At 41.5% G+C, this 19239-nt stretch carries 18 protein-coding genes; 9 read left to right on the top strand and 9 right to left on the bottom strand.

The features are described from left to right. Nucleotides 1–96: 96 nt before the first annotated feature. The gene (locus tag E0H94_RS08680) at nt 97–549 is read right to left on the bottom strand and encodes a hypothetical protein (protein WP_131326036.1); all 453 of its coding nucleotides are present in this window, start codon (nt 547–549) and stop codon (nt 97–99) included. A gap of 174 nt (nt 550–723) precedes the next feature. Here E0H94_RS08680 and E0H94_RS08675 point away from each other — a divergent pair, with 174 nt between their 5' ends. After that, nucleotides 724–1137 carry an RcnB family protein gene (locus E0H94_RS08675; RefSeq protein ID WP_131326035.1) on the top strand — a complete coding sequence of 138 codons (414 nt, stop codon included), beginning with the start codon at nt 724–726 and terminating at the stop codon, nt 1135–1137. A gap of 82 nt (nt 1138–1219) precedes the next feature. Here the strand turns inward: E0H94_RS08675 and E0H94_RS08670 are convergent, their stop codons facing one another. Next, nucleotides 1220–1717, bottom strand: coding sequence for a phosphate-starvation-inducible protein PsiE (locus tag E0H94_RS08670; RefSeq protein WP_131326034.1), 498 nt, complete (start codon nt 1715–1717; stop codon nt 1220–1222). Between the two features lie 309 nt (nt 1718–2026). On the opposite strand from E0H94_RS08670, the gene E0H94_RS08665 reads away from it, so the two are divergent. Genes E0H94_RS08665 through E0H94_RS08645 form a run of 5 tightly spaced genes read left to right on the top strand, consistent with a single transcriptional unit; the run spans nt 2027 to nt 5650 of the window. Next, complete coding sequence (locus E0H94_RS08665; protein WP_131326033.1) at nt 2027–2422, top strand: type IV pilin protein; 396 nt, start codon at nt 2027–2029, stop codon at nt 2420–2422. Continuing rightward, nucleotides 2419–2892 carry a GspH/FimT family pseudopilin gene (locus E0H94_RS08660; protein ID WP_131326032.1) on the top strand — a complete coding sequence of 158 codons (474 nt, stop codon included), beginning with the start codon at nt 2419–2421 and terminating at the stop codon, nt 2890–2892. The genes E0H94_RS08665 and E0H94_RS08660 overlap by 4 nt, the downstream gene beginning before the upstream one ends. A gap of 3 nt (nt 2893–2895) precedes the next feature. Next, nucleotides 2896–3396 carry a hypothetical protein gene (locus tag E0H94_RS08655; RefSeq protein WP_131326031.1) on the top strand — a complete coding sequence of 167 codons (501 nt, stop codon included), beginning with the start codon at nt 2896–2898 and terminating at the stop codon, nt 3394–3396. 14 nt (nt 3397–3410) lie between these two features. Next, entirely contained in the window at nt 3411–4481 is a 1071-nt protein-coding gene (locus E0H94_RS08650; protein ID WP_131326030.1) for a PilW family protein, read from the top strand. A gap of 11 nt (nt 4482–4492) precedes the next feature. Then, complete coding sequence (locus E0H94_RS08645; protein ID WP_131326029.1) at nt 4493–5650, top strand: hypothetical protein; 1158 nt, start codon at nt 4493–4495, stop codon at nt 5648–5650. 57 nt (nt 5651–5707) lie between these two features. Here E0H94_RS08645 and E0H94_RS08640 read toward each other — a convergent pair whose 3' ends face one another. The 3 genes from E0H94_RS08640 to E0H94_RS08630 form a co-directional block, all read right to left on the bottom strand. Continuing rightward, on the bottom strand, nt 5708–7489 hold the full coding sequence (locus tag E0H94_RS08640; protein ID WP_131326028.1) for an acyl-CoA dehydrogenase C-terminal domain-containing protein: 1782 nt from the start codon (nt 7487–7489) through the stop codon (nt 5708–5710). A 168-nt stretch (nt 7490–7657) separates the two neighbouring features. Then, complete coding sequence (locus E0H94_RS08635; RefSeq protein ID WP_131326027.1) at nt 7658–9460, bottom strand: acyl-CoA dehydrogenase C-terminal domain-containing protein; 1803 nt, start codon at nt 9458–9460, stop codon at nt 7658–7660. Nucleotides 9461–9770: 310 nt separating this feature from the next. Further along, nucleotides 9771–10391, bottom strand: a complete 621-nt coding sequence (locus E0H94_RS08630; RefSeq protein ID WP_131326026.1) for a hypothetical protein — start codon at nt 10389–10391, stop codon at nt 9771–9773. Between the two features lie 132 nt (nt 10392–10523). Here E0H94_RS08630 and baeS point away from each other — a divergent pair, with 132 nt between their 5' ends. From baeS to E0H94_RS08615, 3 genes are all read left to right on the top strand, one after another. After that, nucleotides 10524–12185: a sensor histidine kinase efflux regulator BaeS gene (baeS, locus tag E0H94_RS08625; RefSeq protein WP_131326025.1), complete on the top strand. Its 1662-nt coding sequence runs from the start codon at nt 10524–10526 to the stop codon at nt 12183–12185. 11 nt (nt 12186–12196) lie between these two features. Further along, nucleotides 12197–12883, top strand: coding sequence for a response regulator (locus E0H94_RS08620; protein WP_116761579.1), 687 nt, complete (start codon nt 12197–12199; stop codon nt 12881–12883). Nucleotides 12884–13094: 211 nt separating this feature from the next. Further along, nucleotides 13095–14450 (top strand): amino acid permease, encoded by a 1356-nt coding sequence (locus E0H94_RS08615; RefSeq protein ID WP_131326024.1) that lies wholly within the window; start codon nt 13095–13097, stop codon nt 14448–14450. A gap of 1236 nt (nt 14451–15686) precedes the next feature. On the opposite strand, the gene E0H94_RS08610 is transcribed toward E0H94_RS08615, so the two are convergent. From E0H94_RS08610 to E0H94_RS08595, 4 genes are all read right to left on the bottom strand, one after another. Then, a complete protein-coding gene (locus E0H94_RS08610) occupies nt 15687–16058 on the bottom strand; it encodes an MmcQ/YjbR family DNA-binding protein (RefSeq protein WP_131326023.1) in 372 nt (123 codons plus the stop codon). Between the two features lie 70 nt (nt 16059–16128). Continuing rightward, nucleotides 16129–17574, bottom strand: a complete 1446-nt coding sequence (locus E0H94_RS08605; RefSeq protein WP_131326022.1) for a protein adenylyltransferase SelO — start codon at nt 17572–17574, stop codon at nt 16129–16131. A gap of 78 nt (nt 17575–17652) precedes the next feature. Next, nucleotides 17653–17982, bottom strand: coding sequence for a DHCW motif cupin fold protein (locus tag E0H94_RS08600; RefSeq protein ID WP_131326021.1), 330 nt, complete (start codon nt 17980–17982; stop codon nt 17653–17655). Nucleotides 17983–18067: 85 nt separating this feature from the next. Beyond that, nucleotides 18068–19234 carry an acyl-CoA desaturase gene (locus E0H94_RS08595; RefSeq protein WP_131326020.1) on the bottom strand — a complete coding sequence of 389 codons (1167 nt, stop codon included), beginning with the start codon at nt 19232–19234 and terminating at the stop codon, nt 18068–18070. Nucleotides 19235–19239: the final 5 nt, after the last annotated feature.

Genomic DNA, 19239 nt, shown 5'->3' with positions numbered 1-19239 from the left:
GGCTTGATCCTTTCTCCTTGAAGGAGCTAAGTAGCATAGTGACGCAAGAGCAAGCTCAAACAAAAAAAGCGCATGATGCGCTTTTTTTGTTTGGGATTATTGCTCAGGATTCGGCGGTATTATTTCATCCAACTCTTTATCGGTCATGTTATCTAATTCATGTAAATCGGTTTTAATCTTCCACTGTGCTTCATCTTCGACAGGTTGTGGTAAACGAGCTTCAAGCCAGTCACACACAATATCGGGGCTAAAGTCTGGATGGTTACATTGAATGACCCATGCCAGAAATTCTTTGGCTTCACCATTCATATAGGGGGGCGGCGAAACAGGCATGAATAAGGTTGGTAAACGTTCATTGGTCGAAATGTAATTCAGTACATGTCCTAGTTCTTGAACGGTTTGCCATGCGAGAGGATGATCGACATTAATTTGGAATTTAAACCACCACGCATGTTGACCGTCTGTTCCATAAGAGTCGATTAATCTTTTTTGTACGCTCGGTACTTTTGAGAAAAATTGATGCAGTCGTTCAAAGTTTAATTCCGCCACAATGTTCCACCTAATCCATGAAAAAAATTATTTTAACATAAAGCATAGCAATCAAAATTCACATTCAGAGCGGGAATAACATCCTGTACAAATCTTTGCCCAGCCTGCTATTTTTATGCATGCTTGGGTAGAAACTTAGGTTAAAATATCAACAAAGAACATTGGAAACAGCAGATGAAAGTGAAGTTCTATTTTGCATGTGGCATAGCCATCTTAATGCTGAGTTCTAACTCTGCCTTCGCAGATGCCAATGGTTGGTCGAATTATCAGGGAACCAGTACCAAACGCCCCAATTATCGACCTTATCCGCCGTACCCCCCATATCCGCATCGACCTTATCCTCCGCATGATCATCGGCCGCCGAATTGGGATCGACCACAAGCCAACGTCAGCATTAACTTACAGGCACCCACCTATACCCAATACAATCATCAAAGTACCAGTTATGTTTTTGGTGATGGCAATTCACGAATAGAAAGTTCTAATTATCGGATTATCAACGACTGGCAGCGCCTAGGACTGCCTGACCCTCCGCAAAACATGTATTGGATCTTTGAAAATGGTCGTTATGTTTTAGTCCCAAGATAGAGAAAAGCCTCCCAACTCCCGATTTGAACGCAGCTACAGAGGTCATGCTCGAAAGTAGGCAAGCTATATTTACAGGATCAAATTAAGCCAATTCATCATCTTCAGGGCGCGGGGTTTTACCTTGAGCTAAGGGTTGATCTTGATGTTTATCACGCATGACGGAAGGAAAAGTCCATGACGCATAACGCACAATTAAAATGGCTAATGCAAGAATCAGGATTGAACCTGTAATAATCACCAAATCCATATCGGCTTTATGGTCGTGCTGAATATCGGAAATTAAAAGACGAGTGAGTGCAGTAATAGCCACATAAATCAAAAAGCGTACAGGCATATGATTGGTTTTAAAATAAATGCCAACCATGGCACCCAATTCTAAATAGATAAATAACAATAAAATATCATCGATCGTGGCGTATTGTTTGACGGTTAAAATTTCGATTACGGTATGCACCGCAGACCATGCCACCATACAGCCAATAATGAATAGGGCAATGTAGTGAAAGCTTTCAACCGCGAAATTACCTAATCGGTCGAGGAGGGTTTCAAGTTTAACCACTTTGGGATCTCGTCCAGACATCTTTAGCTCCTTGAATTGAATGAAATAATAATTTCTTTAATGGTATAAATATGATGGTATGTAATTTTTAAAATATTTACCACAGCGATAATTTGTATATAAATTTGTTAATTCATTTCTATTTTATTCAATATCTATTTATTATTTATTTTCCAAGTTTAATTTAATCAATTTTTAACATTAATTATAGTTAAATGACGATTTTTGTCACACTATCTTTTTTTTTTGATAATTAGTTTAATAAATTATATGATAACTACGAAAAATTTTGTCTAAGAAATATTTATAAATACTTAAGCTAGGTGGCAAATGAAATCATCATTGGGGTTTACTTTAATTGAATTAATGATTGTTGTGGCAATCATTGCAATTTTTGCAGCTATCGCTATACCGAGTTATACAAAATATATCGTGGCAAGTCATAGAACAGAAACACAAGCGGCCATGCTCACTTTAGCTCAATTTTTAGAGAGTAAATATAATGCGTCATTCAGTTATCCTGCAGTGGCCGACATCCCTACAGCATTGAAATCACCTGCAAATATAACCAGGTACTATACCTTATCAATTAATGTAGCCAATTCATCTCAGACCTATACGATTACCGCAACACCCACCAGTGTGCAGTCTGATTCTTTATGCGGGACATTAACATTAAAAGAAGATGGGGCTAAAACACCAACGACATCTGGGTGCTGGAAATGAAAACTAGAAAAGGATTTACCCTTGTTGAACTTATGGTCACGATTGCGGTACTTGCGATAATCGCGACCTTAGCCGCTCCGAATTTAAGCCGAACATTAAAAAATACTAAAGTCAAAACAAGTAGTGGTGATATTTTAAATTTCCTTCAGCAAGCGCGAACCGAAGCGGTGAGACTTGGGAAAACGGTCACAATTTGTGGAAGTTCAGATGGTAGCAATTGTTTAAATGCTAATAGAACCAATTGGTCGACGGGGCTGATCGCAAAATCTTCGGCTTCCTCTACACCGATTCAAAAATTAACTTTCGAAAACTCACAACTAACAATTACCGCGCCTGAAACAATTACTTTTAATCCAGTTGGATCAACGACTGCTGAACATGAAATCACCGTCACCATCCCTGATGCGGATACTTATTCAGTCTGTGTCGAAGTTATTGGCAGAGCATTTAAAAGTAAAACAGGGTGCTAAATCATGAATAAAATAAATTCTCAACAAGGTTTTATTCTTTTCGAAGCACTGATCGCAATGTTTATTACCGCGGGTGTGTTGTTAGGGCTTGGTATCCTGCATTTGAAGTCTATGCAGCAAAGTGCTCTTACAACTCAAAGAACGATTGCGACAATTCAAGCGAATGATTTGACCGATCGTATGTGGGCGAGTGTTTGTTCCTTAGATGATAATTCTGGGCAAGTTTCATCAACCAATATTAATGCTTTGAAAACAGAATGGCAAAATCGATGGAAGGTTACGGGAAACACCAGTAGTTTTGTTCAGGGGCTTACAACGAATCAAAAAGCGTTACATAGCCGTATGAATGGTTGGTCAGGCAATTTAGAGATAGAGAATGCGACTAAGCGACGTTATAAAATAACGATCGAATGGGAAAACAAAAAAGCAAAATGGTATGCATCAGATCCATCCGAGAAAGAAACATTTATCTATTATTTTTCAGTACCGAAATGTGAGATTTAATAGAGGACAATTTTATGAAAAGAAAAATATCTATTAATCGAGCTTCTCAAGCTGGTGTTTCTCTCATTGAGTTGATGGTGGGTTTAACCATTGGCCTGATTATTACCGCTGGGGCTTTAACCATTCTTTTTTCAAACCAGAAGCTTATTCTAGAAAAAGATGTCATGGATCGTTCCCAAGAGAATTTCCGGTTTGCATCAATGACAATTACTCGGCTGGTTAGACAGGCCAATGAATTAGGTATTCCTGCCAATAATAATGAATTAATTGTGACTTTTGATCGAACTCAAAGAGACTGTTTGGGACAATCAAATAACTCATGGATCAATACATTTAAGGTGAATGCTAACAATGAATTACTCTGTATTTTGAATAATGACGAGAATTTGAGTTATGTACTTGCTAAAGATATTTCAGAAATTAAATTCTCATATGGTATTCAGAATGGTACTAGTGCTAATTCTCTAGTCTATCAACAGAGATTTAGTGGCAATAGCAATACTGAAAATACTGCGGTTGTAAATGCGTGGAACACTGTAACCAGTGTTTTAACTCAGATGACTGTTTCTGAAGGAAATGGCAAGCAGCCAACGATTGATTTTATTGCGACTTCACATTTATTAGCATTAACAAAGTTGGCATCAAGTGGTGGTACAAGTCATGCTAATTCTGCAAATGATACTTCTGGCAATTCTTCCTCGGGTAGTGGCGGGCAGACTAGCGGTGGCTCTTCTTCTAGTGGTGGAGAGAGCGGTGGAAATAATACAGGTGAAGGGAATAATCAAAATGAAACACCATCAACGATGGACTGCTCTTCGACTGATTTGAACTATATCAAAGTTAATAATGTAGTTTGGCCAGATCAAACATCTTACACAATATCTGGTATAGGTAAGGGAGGCACAGTTACAGTAGTTGTAAGTGGAACTATTTCTTCAAGTTGGAGGATTTCTAGAGATGATAGTACTCCTCAATCATTAAGTAGTAGTCAAAGCTATCAATTACCAAATGGTAATAATAAAAGTATGACCTTAACTTTATCGTGTGGCACTGTTCCAACACGTAGCATTACGGCTAAAACATAAGGAGGATAACTATGAAACAACAACAAGGCTCTGTCCTCATTATTACCGTAGTCGTTTTATTTGCAGCAACTATGATCGGCCTCTATGCGATGCGTGGCACGATCATGCAAGACAAAATGACTGCAAATATAAATAATAAAGTATCCACAAGTAATGCAGCAGAAGATGGTGCCACACAGTTTCTAAATTGGGCGGATAATCGCTTTAAAACATCAGGTTGGCCAACGAGTAGCTCTGATAAGAATTCATGGAAGGGTGGTCTAACAGCTGATTTGATCCCTTATACAAACCCTGTAAATGGTGTGAGTGCATCGAATATCCAGAATGGGCGTTATTATTGGATTAAAACAGATGCCAATATTGCAGGTTGTTCAGTTGCTAATACCAATCCATGTTGGGACGATACCAATCAGCAGGTGACTGTGCAAATCACAGGGAATCTGATTAAGGGTACAGGTAGTGATACTAAGATTTTAGGTGAAAGTGTTTATCAAGTTAAATTTGCGGCACCGCAAGCAGTGCGATTACCCGAATTACCTGGAGCGTTAACATTGGCTGGTAATGTCAATTCATTTTCTGGTGCAAATAGTAATGTCTTTAGAATTGATGGAGGGCATAAACTCGCAATTGCTACGGGTGATGTGAACTCAAATAATACTGTTAAAAATGGTATTCCAAGCAATCGTAACGATGCAGCTCATTATCCAGGTGGCAGTGGTTGTCCATCTTCAGGTGCTTGTGTAAAGAATACCGACCTTGGTTTATGGGGTGATGCCAATCAAGTGATGGCATTGGTCAATTCCATCAAAAATGCGCCTGGAGTGACTTATGTCGAGGGTGATGCTACGAATCTACCTGCATGTTCAGGTATTGTAATTATTACAGGTAGTCTAAGAACAAACGGGAACCAATGTTCATTTAACGGTATTCTTCTCGTTCTAGGTGGAAATTATGATGTGCGAGGCAATGGCGGTGATTATGTTGGTGCTTTATATGTCGCGAATATTAGTTCAAATGGAAGTGGCGGCTACCAATTTTCTAGCAGCCCGACTCAATTTGCTGGCGGAGGGAATATGACCATTACCTACGACTCTAGTTTGATGGATGATTCTGTAAATCCAAGTTACTCATCCAGAACTTCTGTTTTATCTTGGGTTGATGTATTGTAATTTTGAGATATCTAACAAAAAACGCCTGACAGAGCAGGCGTTTTTCATATTGAATGATTAGGCTTGGCTAGTGAAGTAGTCTTCACTGAAGTTCATAATCAAGTCAGAACCTGCTTTCACTTTAGCAATACGCATGTCTAATTCTGGAAGAATACGTTGTGCGAAGTATTGAGCAAGTGCCAATTTGTTTTGGAAGAACTCACCATCTTTGTCTTTTGCAGCATTGGCAATCCGAGCAAACATATAAGCGAAGCTGAGTAAGCCCACAGCATGCAAGTAGTCTACTGCTGCTGCATTTGGAAATTCTACGCTTTCAGCTGCTTGAGCCAGCACGAATTGAGTCAGGTCGGCAATTTCTGTCGCTGCATCCAAAGTTGCATCTTTAATGAAGTTCAAGTCCGCATCTAAACTATTAGCGAAATCACGAATTTCTTCGATGTATTCTGCAACGTAGGCACCGTTACACTTAATGGTTTTACGACCGATCAAGTCTTGGGATTGAACACCATTGGTTCCTTCGTAGATTTGGGCGATACGTAAGTCACGGACACATTGTTCCATACCCCATTCACGGATATAACCATGGCCACCGAAGCACATTTGCGCATCAAGCGTGGCTTGGAATGCAGTGTCAGTTAAGTATGCTTTCGCAATTGGCGTAAGTAGTGCAACGCGGTCATTGGCTTTTTTCACCGCTGCTGCGTCAGTTGAGAACTTGGTGATGTCTAATTGTTGACCCACATACACAGCAAATGCACGAGAAGCTTCGTTGTTGGCACGTACGTTTAACAACATACGACGTACATCACCGTGTACTAAAATGCTGTCCGCTGGTTTGTTTGGCGATTTTACACCAGATGCACTGCGACCTTGTAAACGATCTGTCGCATATTGTGCCGCATTTTGGTAGGCGAATTCAGAAGCACCTAGACCTTGAATACCCATTGATAAACGTTCGTAGTTCATCATGACGAACATTGCTGCAAGCCCTTCGTTTTCTTTACCCACGAGGTAACCTTTTGCACCGTCAAAGTTCATGACACAAGTTGCTGAGGCTTTGATTCCCATTTTGTGTTCGATCGAACCCGGACCAGCAGCATTGCGCTCGCCTACTGAACCATCTTCATTTACCATGAATTTCGGCACGATGAATAATGAAATACCACGTGAACCCGCAGGTGCATCTGGAGTTTTCGCCAATACCAAGTGAATAATGTTTTCAGCTAAGTCGTGGTCACCGCCAGTAATGAAGATTTTAGTACCCGTAATGTTGTAAGTACCATCTTCATTACGTTCAGCTTTAGTTTTGATAATACCTAAATCTGTACCTGAGTGTGGTTCTGTTAAGCACATGGTACCAGACCATTCACCCGAGTAAATTTTAGGTAAATAGGTTTCTTTCTGCTCTTGAGAGGCATAGCTGTTCAGTGCCATACCAGCACCCACAGAAAGTAATGGGTAAAGCATGAAAGATGGGTTAGTTGCGAACAACATTTCGTCAGAAAGTACAGTCAGCATTTTTGGCATGCCTTGACCGCCCCATTCTTCTTCTGCGCCTAAACCAATCCAGCCACCTTGGGCGTATTGTTTAAATGCTTCTTTGAAACCAGCAGGTGTCGTCACTGCGCCATTATTATAAGTTGCACCTTCTTCATCACCCGTACGGTTCAGTGGAAGCGTTACATTTTGCGCAAATTTCGCCATCTCTTCTAAAATAGCTTCTGCAGTCGCGGCATCTAGATGCGCTAGATTTTCGTTCGACTGCCAGAATTGTTCTGCGTTAAAAACATCATTTAAGATGAATTTCATATCTGCAAGCGGTGCATTATAAATTGGCATAGTGAGTTCACCTTTGTTGTATACATTATGTGCTGAATGTGGAATAACACGCATTCACACGTATTATTAATAGAATTAAATTTAGCATTGATTACATAAAAAAAGGACCGTCAAAACCGACCAGTCCTTTTTTCTTAAATTAACATTGCAAGCAACATTAAAGTATGGTTAGAACGCGAAGTGTTCTGCATCTAGTGACATTAATGGCTCTACACCACCAGCAATCACGTCAACGTGTGAACGAACACGTGGCAAGATTTTCTTGAAGTAGAAGTGTGCAGTGGTCACTTTAGCGTTGTAGAAGTCAACATCAGAGGTACCCGCAGCAAGCGTTTGCTGTGCAACCAACGCCATTTGAGCCCAGAGGTAACCAAGCGTAACGTAGCCAGAGAAATACAAGTAATCTACAGCAGCAGCACCGACTTCATCTGGGTTTTGCATAGCGCGCATACCAATTTGCATGGTGAGGTCGCCCCATTCTTTGTTGAGTGCAGCAAGTGGCTCAACAAATTCCTTCATTGCAGCGTTGTCTTTGTTGGCTTCGCAGAATTTGTGAATAATCTTGGTAAAGTCTTTCAACATTGCACCTTGAGTACCCAAAACTTTACGACCTAACAAGTCCAAAGCTTGAATTTCAGTTGTACCTTCGTATAGGCATGAAATACGGGTATCACGAACAATTTGTTCCATACCATGTTCAGAAATAAAGCCGTGACCACCAAACACTTGTACGCCGTGTTTTGCAGATTCAGAACCTGTTTCAGTTAAGAATGCTTTAGCAATTGGCGTAAGGAGTGAAAGGATGTTATCAGAGTCTTTACGTTCTTCTTCAGTTGCACCTTTTTCTACGATGTCGGCATGGAAAGACAACAAGTAAACCAATGCACGACCTGCTTCAGCAAACGATTTTTGCGTTAACAGCATGTTACGTACAGCTGGGTGAACAATAATTGGATCTGCTTCTTTTTCTGGTGCTTTAGGACCAGAAAGTGAACGCATTGCTAAACGGTCTTTTGCATATGCAAGCGCACCTTGGAATGAACCTTCAGAGGCAGCAAGACCTTGAACGGCTGTACCAATACGTGCGGTATTCATGAAGGTGAACATGCAGTTTAGACCACGGTTTTCAGGTCCAATCAGGTAACCTTTTGCGTTGTCAAAGTTGATGACGCAAGTTGCGTTACCATGAATACCCATTTTGTGTTCGATAGAACCACAACGGACTGCATTACGCTCACCCACAGTACCATCAGCATTTAAGTTGAATTTTGGCACGATGAAGAGTGAAATCCCTTTGGTGCCTTTTGGTGCGCCAGGAAGACGAGCAAGTACAATGTGGACAATGTTCTCTGCCATGTCATGCTCACCAGCAGAGATAAAGATTTTCTCGCCAGTAATTGCATAGCTACCATCAGCATTCGGTTCAGCTTTCGTGCGGATAATACCTAAGTCAGAACCTGCATGAGATTCAGTTAAGCACATGGTTCCTGTCCAAACACCTGATACAAGGTTGGGTAAGTAAGTATCTTTCTGTTCTGTAGAACCATGATGTTCTAAAGTACGGACTGCACCATGAGAAAGCCCAGGATACATACCCCAAGCCCAGTTTGCAGTACCCACCATTTCTGAAATCACGTTACCTAAAGAAACGGGTAAACCTTGACCGCCGTATTGTTCTTCTGCCGAAAGTGAAGGGAAGCCTAGTTCGATATATTTTTGGTACGCTTCTTTAAAACCAGTTGGTGTAGTCACCACGCCATCATTCCAAGTACAACCTTCACGATCACCGCTTTGGTTGATTGGAGACAATTCATTTTCACAGAAATCTGCCGCAGCTTCTAAATATTGGTCAACCAATTCACGGCTTACGGTTTCTTGGAAAGCAGGAAGTTTTGCATAATGTTGTTCAGCATTTAGTAATTCATGCAAAACGAACTGCATATCACGTAAGGGCGCTTTGTATTGTGGCATGTCGGTTTTCCTCAATACTGGTTTTAACCAGCGTTATAATCCTAATAAACATGGTGACGTGCCTTCAATGACACGTTTTTAAGTACAAGTTAATCGTGCAACATCTTGTTATAAGGTACAAGCACTTGCCCCTCATTTCTTAGTGACTGTAAAGTCAAGAAAAGGTGGCTTGAATTTTCTAAGTACATTGAGTGTAAACGTTTTTATGTTTTTAAGGGCGATACAAATAGTCAAAAAACGTAAAAAGTTATGTTGCCCATTTAGGCATAAAAAAAGACGCTTGAGGCGTCTTTTTTTATTGTAAATCTGCTTATGCGGTTGGAGGTGGTGCAATATTTGCGGTTGGAGCAGTATGGGGTTGAGGCTGGTTCGGGAAGAAACGTACCGAGCATTTGCCCGAAAGGGTTTGGTCACCTGCTTTAATTTGCACTGCTTTACCATCAGTTTGACCTTTACATGCGGTTTCTAGTGCTTGCTGGAAGGCTTGTTTTTCTTTCAAACGTTGGTCGAATTGTTGCACCATGTGTTGGCGTTGTGCATCGGTTAGTTTTTCACCGCGTTGAGGGCGCATCATGCCTTCATCACCTTGCATTGGGGCTTGACCCATACGCATTTCATGTCCACGTTTGTGGTCAGGTTGGAATACCATATGACATTGACCGTCCATGGTTTGCGTGCCCGCTTTTACCTGAACAGTTTGCCCCACAGTTTTGCCATCACAGGCTTGTCGCATTTGCTTAAACATTGCTTTGTGTTCAGCACGCATTTGATTGCGTTCAGCACGTTGTTCAGGACTCAAACGATCGGCATGTCGACCATCCATAGCGTGGTGCGGGTGCTCTTGCGGCGCTGGCGTCGATTGGCAAGCCGTTAATGCCGTTACACTTAAAACACCACAGGTCGCGAATACCATTTTTTTCATCAAGTTCATTATCAATACCCCAGCACACTATTTTTCATTTGTGCTTAAAGATTAAATAATAAAGATGAAGAAACAATGGAGGGTTTTTTGAAAATAGGTTGGTTACAATAGTGCTAACAAAATAACAACCGAGCACCGCTGTTGAATATTCGACGTGTCCCGATTGCGCTACGCCTATTCCTAACTGTATTGCTAACTACCTTGGTGATTATCACGCTAAGTCTAGGGGTGTTGCATTGGACCATGCAAAAAAACTTCACCAAGTATGTGGCAGATGTCGAAATGCAAAAGCTCGATCATCTGATTGCCAACTTGGCAGGGGTGTACACGGTTTATCATGATTGGGGCAATGCCATTCAGGCCCAGATTTTACAAATTGAGGGTCAGGCCGACCCTGATGATTATGATCGACTGTCGCACTGGTGGTTGCGCCGACAATACGATATTGCCTTACAGCAGCGTTATTTCGAAGAACATACTTTTGTGAATTTACCACCAACGCTGGCACGGGCAGATCAGGAAAAACCGTTGCTTGACCAAGAGGAATTACGTTGGTTAGAGTTAAACTTACCTTCTGAATACCAACCCTTTGAGGGTTTAAAATTTCCTTTAAAATCGAATGAAAATGCTTTCCGACCACCTGATCGCAAAGAAGCACAAGCGCAGAACAATTTAAAAAATAGCAATCAGAAGAAGCAATTTATTTCGATGCCAGACCGTTTAGGGCTGAGTTCACGTTTATCTTTATATGATGCCAAACGACAATTTGTGGTGGGGGAACCTTCTTCAGATCAAATTTCTTATCGCCCAATTATTGTGAATGACAAAGTGGTCGGTTATCTAGGGTTAAAGCCAGTCTTGGATCAGGATGATGCCTTAAGTATCAACTTTTTCAGTAATCAAAAACGTTACTTATTTTTGGTCTATGCTTTAACGATTTTAGCCAGTCTAATTGCCGCATTGTTGTTGGCGACTTATTTTAAAAAACCAATTCAACGTTTACTCAATGCGACGCGTGAGTTGACACAAGGCAATTACCAACATCAGGTCAAAATTAACCGTAATGATGAATTAGGTGATTTATCTAATGAATTGAATCAATTGGCAGAAATTCTAAATCAACATGAAACGTCACGTCGTCAATGGGTGGCGGATACTTCGCACGAATTAAAAACGCCATTGGCTGTGTTACAGGCGCAAATCGAAGCCATGCAAGATGGTATCCGTAAGGCGACCCCTGAGCATCTGGATGCCATGATGCGTCAAGTGAGCAGTTTGAAAAAATTGACCCAAGATTTGGCCGATTTAGCTCAAGCCGATGCGCAGCAATTGACGTGTTACTTTTCGACGGTAAATCCGTGGGATGTGGTGGTGCAAGAAGTGGAAAACTTTAAGCCAAAGTTTGAACAGGCGAATCTCAGTGTGAGTGCGCAGGGTGATGCTCCAGTCTTACAATTAGATACAGACCGATTCAAGCAAATTGTGGTCAACTTACTCAGCAACAGCATTCGTTATACCGAGTCGGGCGGACAAATTCAGATTCACACCGAGCAAAGTGCAACAGAGTGGAGTCTGTATGTCGATGATAGCCCGTATGGCTTGACCGATGAACAATTGCAGCACTTGGGTGAGCGATTCTATCGTGTGGATGATTCACGAACCCGAAGTACAGGTGGCACAGGACTTGGTTTGGCACTTTCATGTAAGATTGCTCAGGCACTCGGTGGAAGTTTACGTTTTGAACATTCACCATTGGGTGGTTTGCGTTGCAAACTCACTTTTCCCAAACAAATGAAACCATAAAGGAAATATTCATGAAGCATATTATGCTGGTTGAAGATGAAGTTGAACTGGCTCAATTGGTCCGTGATTATCTAGAAGCCGCAGGTCTTGAAGTGAGCCTGTTCCATGATGGGCAGGAAGCCTATGACAGTTTTATGCAACGCAAACCGAGTCTGATGATTTTAGACTTGATGGTCCCGCGTATGGATGGTTTAACGATTTGCCGTAAAGTCCGCGAACAGTCGGATTTACCGATCATTATGGTGACGGCACGCACCGAAGAAATTGACCGTGTGCTTGGTTTAAACATGGGAGCAGACGATTATGTCTGTAAGCCTTTTAGTCCGAAAGAATTGGTGGCGCGTGTACAGGCGGTTTTACGCCGTTTAGAGCGTAAAGCTGAGCCTGAAGAAAACAGCTTATTTCGGGTAGATAAAGCACAACAACGCATTTGGTATCAACAAAAGACCCTCAACTTAACCCCAACCGAATTTCGTCTTTTGGAATTGTTCCTTGAGCATGTTGGACAAGTTTATTCGCGCGTACAATTGTTAGACCATATTAATCCAGATAGTTTTGATGTGGCTGACCGTGTGATTGATAGTCACATTAAGAACTTACGTCGTAAGATTTCGGATGCAGCCGAAACGGGTAATCGTCATGAATGGATTCAAGCGGTGTATGGTGTCGGCTATCGTTTTGAGTATCCAGAAGATTAATTCAGTTTTCTGAACGATAGAAGAAGCGGATAAGCCTTGGGCTATCCGCTTTTTTTATGGGATTAAAGCAAAGGAGGCAATCAAAATCAGCCGTCCGTTTAAATTTCCAGTGGGTGCAATGAAACCGAGCAATTGGCGATTTTAAAGTACAAGACTGGTTGATCGCTTGTGCAAGCAGTACAATTCATTTTTTATCAGATGAGCATGTGTTTTGAGCAGCGAGACGCCTAAACTTCAGCGCCGTTTAAAGAACCGCCATATTCAATTGATTGCCATGGGTGGTGCAATTGGTACAGGGCTGTTCTTAGGTTCAGCACATATTATTGAATCTGCTGGCCCATCCATTATTTTGGGTTATATGATTGGCGGTTTGATTGCATTTTTAATTATGCGTCAGCTCGGTGAAATGATTGTGCATGAGCCAGTGACGGGTTCATTCAGCTACTTTGCCTTTAAATATTGGGGGCGGTTTTCAGGCTTTTTAACGGGCTGGAACTACTGGGTACTGTATATCTTGGTGGTGATGACTGAGCTGACCGCGATTGGCAAGTATGTGAATTACTGGTGGCCGCATATTCCTGCGTGGGTCTCGGTGCTGGTGTTTTTTGTGGTGATCACACTGGCCAATCTCGCCAATGTCAAACTGTATGCTGAGTCTGAGTTCTGGCTGTCGATGATTAAAGTTGTGGCGATTATTGCCATGATCATCTTCGGGGTTTATCTGTTGTTGACGGCAGATGTGGGTTCAACCGCATCCGTCACGAACTTATGGGCACATGGTGGGTTTTTCCCACATGGCTTTGAAGGCTTGTTTTATATGCTGGCCTTTATGATGTTTGCCTTTGGTGGCATTGAGCTGATCAGTATGGCGGCTGCGGAAACCGAAGATCCTGAAAAGAACATTCCAAAAGCCGTCAATCAAACCGTGATTCGGGTTTTCCTATTCTATATTTGCTCGCTGGCGATTCTTTTGTCTTTGGTACCTTGGAATCAATTGGATTTGGGTGGGCTAGATAAAAGTCCATTTGTGCTTATTTTTAAGCAAATGGGCATTGATTGGGCAGCGCATTTACTGAATTTTATTATTCTGACTGCATCGGTTTCTGTTTGTAATAGTGGTATGTATGCCAATAGTCGCATGCTATTAGGTCTGGCAGAACAGGGCAATGCTCCACAAGTTTTTAAGCAGGTTAATCGACAAGGGACACCGATTGCGGCGGTTTTATTTTCAGCATTACTGATTTTCGGTTGTGTGCTGTTGAATTACTTCTTGCCTGAAAAAGCGCTGAGTTATCTGATTTATATTGTGGTCAGTGCGGCGGTGCTAAATTGGATGATGATCAGTTTGATCCATCTTAAATTTAGACAGAGTATGAAAAAACAGGGCATTCAAACCAAGTTTCCAGCGTTGTTTGCACCGTTTAGCAATTATTTTGTTTTAGCTTTTATGCTGATGATTTTATATATCATGTGGAATCAAGGTTTTATGCTTTCTGTGTTGATGCTTCCTGTCTGGATCCTCGTGCTCTTTGTTTTATTTAAAACATTCAAGCCGAAGAAAAGCTAAAGCGCAGGTGATGATGTTGAAAAGGACTCAATATGAGTCCTTTTTTATTGGGCTTTTGATCATTTAGGGTTCTGATTGATTGCTAAATTACAAGCATTTTGAATAATGTTTTAATTTGTCTTTTTACTTTTACGTTTGTTTTAGACAAGGTCGATGAGTCTGTATTCAAATCAGCGAAGAATTCTACTAGCCATGTGCATGTCACTTAGGGTTGGATTGTGAGATAGCGTCTTAACTTTTCGACAATACATTCAAATAAGCAACTGAGCAAGAAAATACCCCAGATTTTACTGAGTCTCAGAGGGTCTTTGTATGAGTTCACCATGGCTTTCTGATTAACTTGGGTGGAGAGTGAGCGACTTGCATACTCAATCTTTTCAGATTGATATGTATCGATAATTAAATAGGCAAAATCGAGAAAAGAGTGGTTGTATTTCCTACAGATTGAAGCCGTGAGCTATCAAGTTGGTTTTAAAGTACTCAAAAATTAATTTTAAGGAGTAAGGCTCAGCTTCAGTCATCCTGAAAACTATCCACAATTTCTGCGGATAATTTTGGGGGTAAGTCTAATTACGCTTGTTTTTTCATGTACGTTTTGGCTTACAACTATTCAAGCGGATTGCGTCTAGGTCAGCCCCAAGATTTTTTATATGATGCAGTCATGGAGAACAGGAAGTTCCAAAACATAAAACAAAAATGATAAGTTCAGCACTAGGATGTGAGGTACGACAGGAGTTATACCTAGCGAATCAATACGAAAAAGCCCGACAGGATGTCGGGCTTTTTTTATGAGCTGTCAATTGCTCACTTCGCTTTTAGTGGAATTTTGGGTTCCAAAGAGGGAAATACGTAGAGAACATCGAAAAGCTGCTCAGCAGAGATAAGATGTATTCAAATCTATGATCTGCTTGATGCAGTGATAGGGTTGAGCTTTTAGATAAGTAACCTGAGTTCGATAAGAAAGATGATATGCGGAAAGGTCATCTGCAATCTGCACAGTGTAAACAAGATAATGTTGTTTGATATATTTTAACAAATCAAAGACGTGAACAGATTTTGCAGATGACGATGGTTTTGCCTAAACAAAAGTAGGGTGAGCGGCAGGCTAGCGATGAAATTGGATGAGAACTCAATAAGACTCCGCCAAGATCATTGTTTTTCAATAAGGTGGATAAATATTGAAGCCGAATTCAGGTTCATTTAAAGAGAAGAATTAAAAAAGTATTTACCTAATATTTAGCTGATGGCTTTAAGCGCAGCGATTCGCTGTCTTTGTCGTTTATTCAGCTTGGATACCACGAGCTCATAAGAACTTTGTACCAGATCAATGACTAAATCTGGATCTAAGTTTTGATCCTCATAAATTGAAATCCAATGTTTTTTATTCATATGCCAACCAGCATGAATATACGGGTAAATATCACGTAGCATCACGCCGTGGTCAGGAATAACTTTTAAGTTACTTAAAGTTGCACCACTTAAAGATGAATTGAGCAAAAACATTTTATCCATGACTTTATAGACATCACAGCCTTCACCAAAGGGCTGACTACACGTCACTTCTGGCAGGGCAAGTGCAGCTTTTGCAGCAATAAGATGTAAGGACATGGTGATCATCACTTTAGTGGGTGGAGCCCTGTGGATATTGTTTAATTTATCCACAGTTTAAGCCAAACTTTTAAGATGAACAACTCACCATCACTTCAGGCACATCATTTGCTAATGGAGCTAAATCTTCAGTTTTTTCTAAATTAGGTTGTATGGTAAAAGGTTGGCTTAACAATTTAAACAGTCGGTCAACTTCGGAAAAATCATTCCGCTCAGCCAGTTCAATCGCTTTTTGTGCCATGTGATTGCGTAGGATATAAACAGGGTTGGCTTGCTGCATGGCAGCATCGAGTGCTGCTGTGTCTTGATTGGCACGAATCTTTTCATATTGCGCAAGGAAACTTTCAAACTGACGACGGTCAAGGCAGTCATCTTTAATCATTTCATATTGTTGATTCTGCAAACGAGTAAAGCTTTGTGTGTAGTCGAGCTGTTCGGTTTGTAGAATCCGTAAGAAGGTCATGGCACAGTCGAAACTGTCAGCATGGAAATGAGGCAAGCCCATTTTCTGACTTAAACCCAGTTTATAGTGCTCCAAGAACGTGGGTTCATAGTGCTCTAGGCAAATGGCAAGGTCTTGCTTCCATTGTTCTTTATCATAGTCTTGAGGGCAAAGCGGAATGAGGTTATTCAACCATGTCCATAAGTTCCAGTGTCCAATGCTCGGCTGCTGCTGATAGGTATAGCGCCCTTGGTAGTCGGAGTGATTGTTAATCCAATTTGGACGGAAGCGTTCCATAAAGCCATAAGGGCCAAAATCGAGGGTTGAACCTGTAATGTTTAAATTATCAGTATTCATCACCCCATGTGCGAAGCCGGCCAGTTGCCATTTGGCAATCATGACCGCAGTCCGTTGAATCACTTGGGTGGCGAAAGCTAAAACGGGTTGTTCTGCCTCTAAACATTCGGGGTAATGCCATGCGATGCATTTTTGGGTAAATTCGCCGAGTAAATCAGGTTGATACTGATTGATCCACTCAAAGTGCCCCAAGCGAATATGACAGTCCGATGTACGTAACATCATCGCACCCAGCTCTAATTTTTCACGTTGTACACCTTGTGTAGACGAAGTAAAACCGACTGCATTACTAGAGGGAATACCTAGTGCATTGAGTGCATGACCTGCCAAATACTCACGAATGACGGAGCGTAAAACCGCACGCCCATCGCCCATACGCGAGTAGGGGGTCGAGCCTGCACCCTTTAAATGTAAGTCGATGGTTTGTTGTTTTTGATCGAGAATTTGCGCAATCAGTAAACCGCGCCCATCCCCGAGTTGACCTGCCCACTGGCCAAATTGATGCCCAGCATAGACCATTGCAAGCGGCGCGAACTCAGCAAAGGTTTTTTGTCCACTACAAATCTCTACCCAAGACTGTTTTTCGGCTTCAGACCATTGTAATTGCTCTGCTAAAGCGGCATTGAAATGACCTGCTTTTGCCCCTTTCAGTGGCAAGGGCTGTTGATGGTGATAAAGCTTTGAAGGAAGGAGGGAGTAGCGTGAATTGAACTGCATAGTGAAGGATCACAAGGGATAAGCCATGACCCCATCAATATAGCAAAGTTTTAGTATTAAGAGATATATCCAACTGTTTTAGTCAACTATAAACAGCTTGGCACCTTTTGAAGTAGATGAGCGATGTGCTTCTGCTTGATCCGCAACTTGGTAACTCATGCCTGCTGTGAGGGTAAAGCTACGACCATCATCTAGTTCGGTGTGTAGTTCGCCTTCTAAGCACAACAGAATATGCCCTTTAGAACACCAATGGTCGGCAAGATAGTTCTCCGAATACTCCACCATGCGCACGCGAATCGTGTCAAATTGCTGAGTGCGCCACAGGGCATAACCTTGATCACCTGTATGACGGGTGGTTGGTATCTCTGCCCAGTTGGTGATGCCGAAAGGGATGTTTATTATATCCATATGGTTTTCCTTTATGTTTTATGTATTGCTAAAAAAAGCCCCTTACGGAGCTTTCTTTCGAAACGATCAATTCATTAGACAGCAATTACTGTGAAACAGGTGCTTTTTTAATGCTACGCATCAGCTTGGTTAAAGTCTCACGATGATGTCCTAAACGCTTTTCGACCAACTGAAATTCAATTTTGAGTTTCTCATCCATTAGATGGATTTTTTCAGCCACAGCCGTTTTCTTGGCTTGAATTTCTTGTTCTTTCAACTTTGCCCAGTCATTCAAGGTTTGAGTAAATGCATCGTACTCTTGAGCAATACGGGCTTTAGCCGAATTGATATCGTCACTCACGTTTAGACCATGAACTTCTAAGTCTTGTTCAGCGTATTTGAACTTCATCGCAAGTTCGGCTTTCTTGATATTAAAGCTTGGAATACGACGCAAGTTTTTCGCTAAACCGAGTTTTGAACATGACCAGATGAGCCATTTGGTTGGATCATACTGCCACCATTTCACACCATTACGATAGTCATATTGGAAAATGTGGTGATAGTTGTGATAACCCTCGCCCCAAGTGGCAATCGCAAGCAAGAAGTTGTCACGCGCGGTATTTTCGTCCGTATATGGGCGTTTACCCCACATATGGCAAAGTGAGTTAATGAAGAAGGTCACATGATGGCTCAGGATTAAACGTACCAATCCACCCAAAAGTAACACGCCCCACATATCGCCAACCGCCCAACCGATAGGTAATAAAATACCGGTATGTACCAAAATAACCAAAGGCACATAATATTTATGTTGGAACATGACCAACTTGTCATTTAGCAGGTCAGGTGCATTTTTAAAATTAGGCTCTGCTGCTGGATAGTCATGTAACATCCACCCCATATGGGCAAACCAAAAGCCTTTATTGATTGAGTACGGATCTTTTTCCACATCATCGACATGACGGTGATGGGTACGGTGACCAGAAGACCAGAATAAAATACTGTTCTGAACGGCAAAAGTACCCATAATCATGAGAATGATTTTTAAAGGTAGTGTCGCCTCATAAGCACGATGTGCCCATAAGCGATGATAGCCCGCAGTAATACCCAAACTACTCATACCCAATAACACAATCATGCTGACCCACGCGCTTGCGCTAAAATCATGATTAATGGCATAGAGTGGAACAGCGATAACTGCAACAATAGGTAAAAAAACCAGTGCAAAAATTGCAATCCAGTTAATTGGGGCTTGAGGTAGGGGAGGATTCATCTCCA

The sequence above is a fragment of the Acinetobacter sp. ANC 4173 genome (genome assembly GCF_004331255.1).
Lineage (GTDB): Bacteria > Pseudomonadota > Gammaproteobacteria > Pseudomonadales > Moraxellaceae > Acinetobacter.
Note: the sequence above shows the minus strand (reverse complement) of the source record. Positions and strands in the feature narration are given on the sequence as shown.

Excerpts from the sequence above, each read along its gene's own strand:
- E0H94_RS08595 (WP_131326020.1), bottom strand. The coding sequence starts at position 19,234 with ATGAATCCTCCCCTACCTCAAGCCCCAATTAACTGGATTGCAATTTTT.
- E0H94_RS08675 (WP_131326035.1), top strand. The coding sequence starts at position 724 with ATGAAAGTGAAGTTCTATTTTGCATGTGGCATAGCCATCTTAATGCTG.
- E0H94_RS08645 (WP_131326029.1), top strand. The coding sequence starts at position 4,493 with ATGAAACAACAACAAGGCTCTGTCCTCATTATTACCGTAGTCGTTTTA.
- E0H94_RS08670 (WP_131326034.1), bottom strand. The coding sequence starts at position 1,717 with ATGTCTGGACGAGATCCCAAAGTGGTTAAACTTGAAACCCTCCTCGAC.
- E0H94_RS08660 (WP_131326032.1), top strand. The coding sequence starts at position 2,419 with ATGAAAACTAGAAAAGGATTTACCCTTGTTGAACTTATGGTCACGATT.
- E0H94_RS08635 (WP_131326027.1), bottom strand. The coding sequence starts at position 9,460 with ATGCCACAATACAAAGCGCCCTTACGTGATATGCAGTTCGTTTTGCAT.
- E0H94_RS08650 (WP_131326030.1), top strand. The coding sequence starts at position 3,411 with ATGAAAAGAAAAATATCTATTAATCGAGCTTCTCAAGCTGGTGTTTCT.
- E0H94_RS08610 (WP_131326023.1), bottom strand. The coding sequence starts at position 16,058 with ATGTCCTTACATCTTATTGCTGCAAAAGCTGCACTTGCCCTGCCAGAA.
- E0H94_RS08600 (WP_131326021.1), bottom strand. The coding sequence starts at position 17,982 with ATGGATATAATAAACATCCCTTTCGGCATCACCAACTGGGCAGAGATA.
- E0H94_RS08640 (WP_131326028.1), bottom strand. The coding sequence starts at position 7,489 with ATGCCAATTTATAATGCACCGCTTGCAGATATGAAATTCATCTTAAAT.
- E0H94_RS08630 (WP_131326026.1), bottom strand. The coding sequence starts at position 10,391 with ATGAACTTGATGAAAAAAATGGTATTCGCGACCTGTGGTGTTTTAAGT.
- E0H94_RS08620 (WP_116761579.1), top strand. The coding sequence starts at position 12,197 with ATGAAGCATATTATGCTGGTTGAAGATGAAGTTGAACTGGCTCAATTG.
- E0H94_RS08605 (WP_131326022.1), bottom strand. The coding sequence starts at position 17,574 with ATGCAGTTCAATTCACGCTACTCCCTCCTTCCTTCAAAGCTTTATCAC.
- E0H94_RS08655 (WP_131326031.1), top strand. The coding sequence starts at position 2,896 with ATGAATAAAATAAATTCTCAACAAGGTTTTATTCTTTTCGAAGCACTG.
- E0H94_RS08665 (WP_131326033.1), top strand. The coding sequence starts at position 2,027 with ATGAAATCATCATTGGGGTTTACTTTAATTGAATTAATGATTGTTGTG.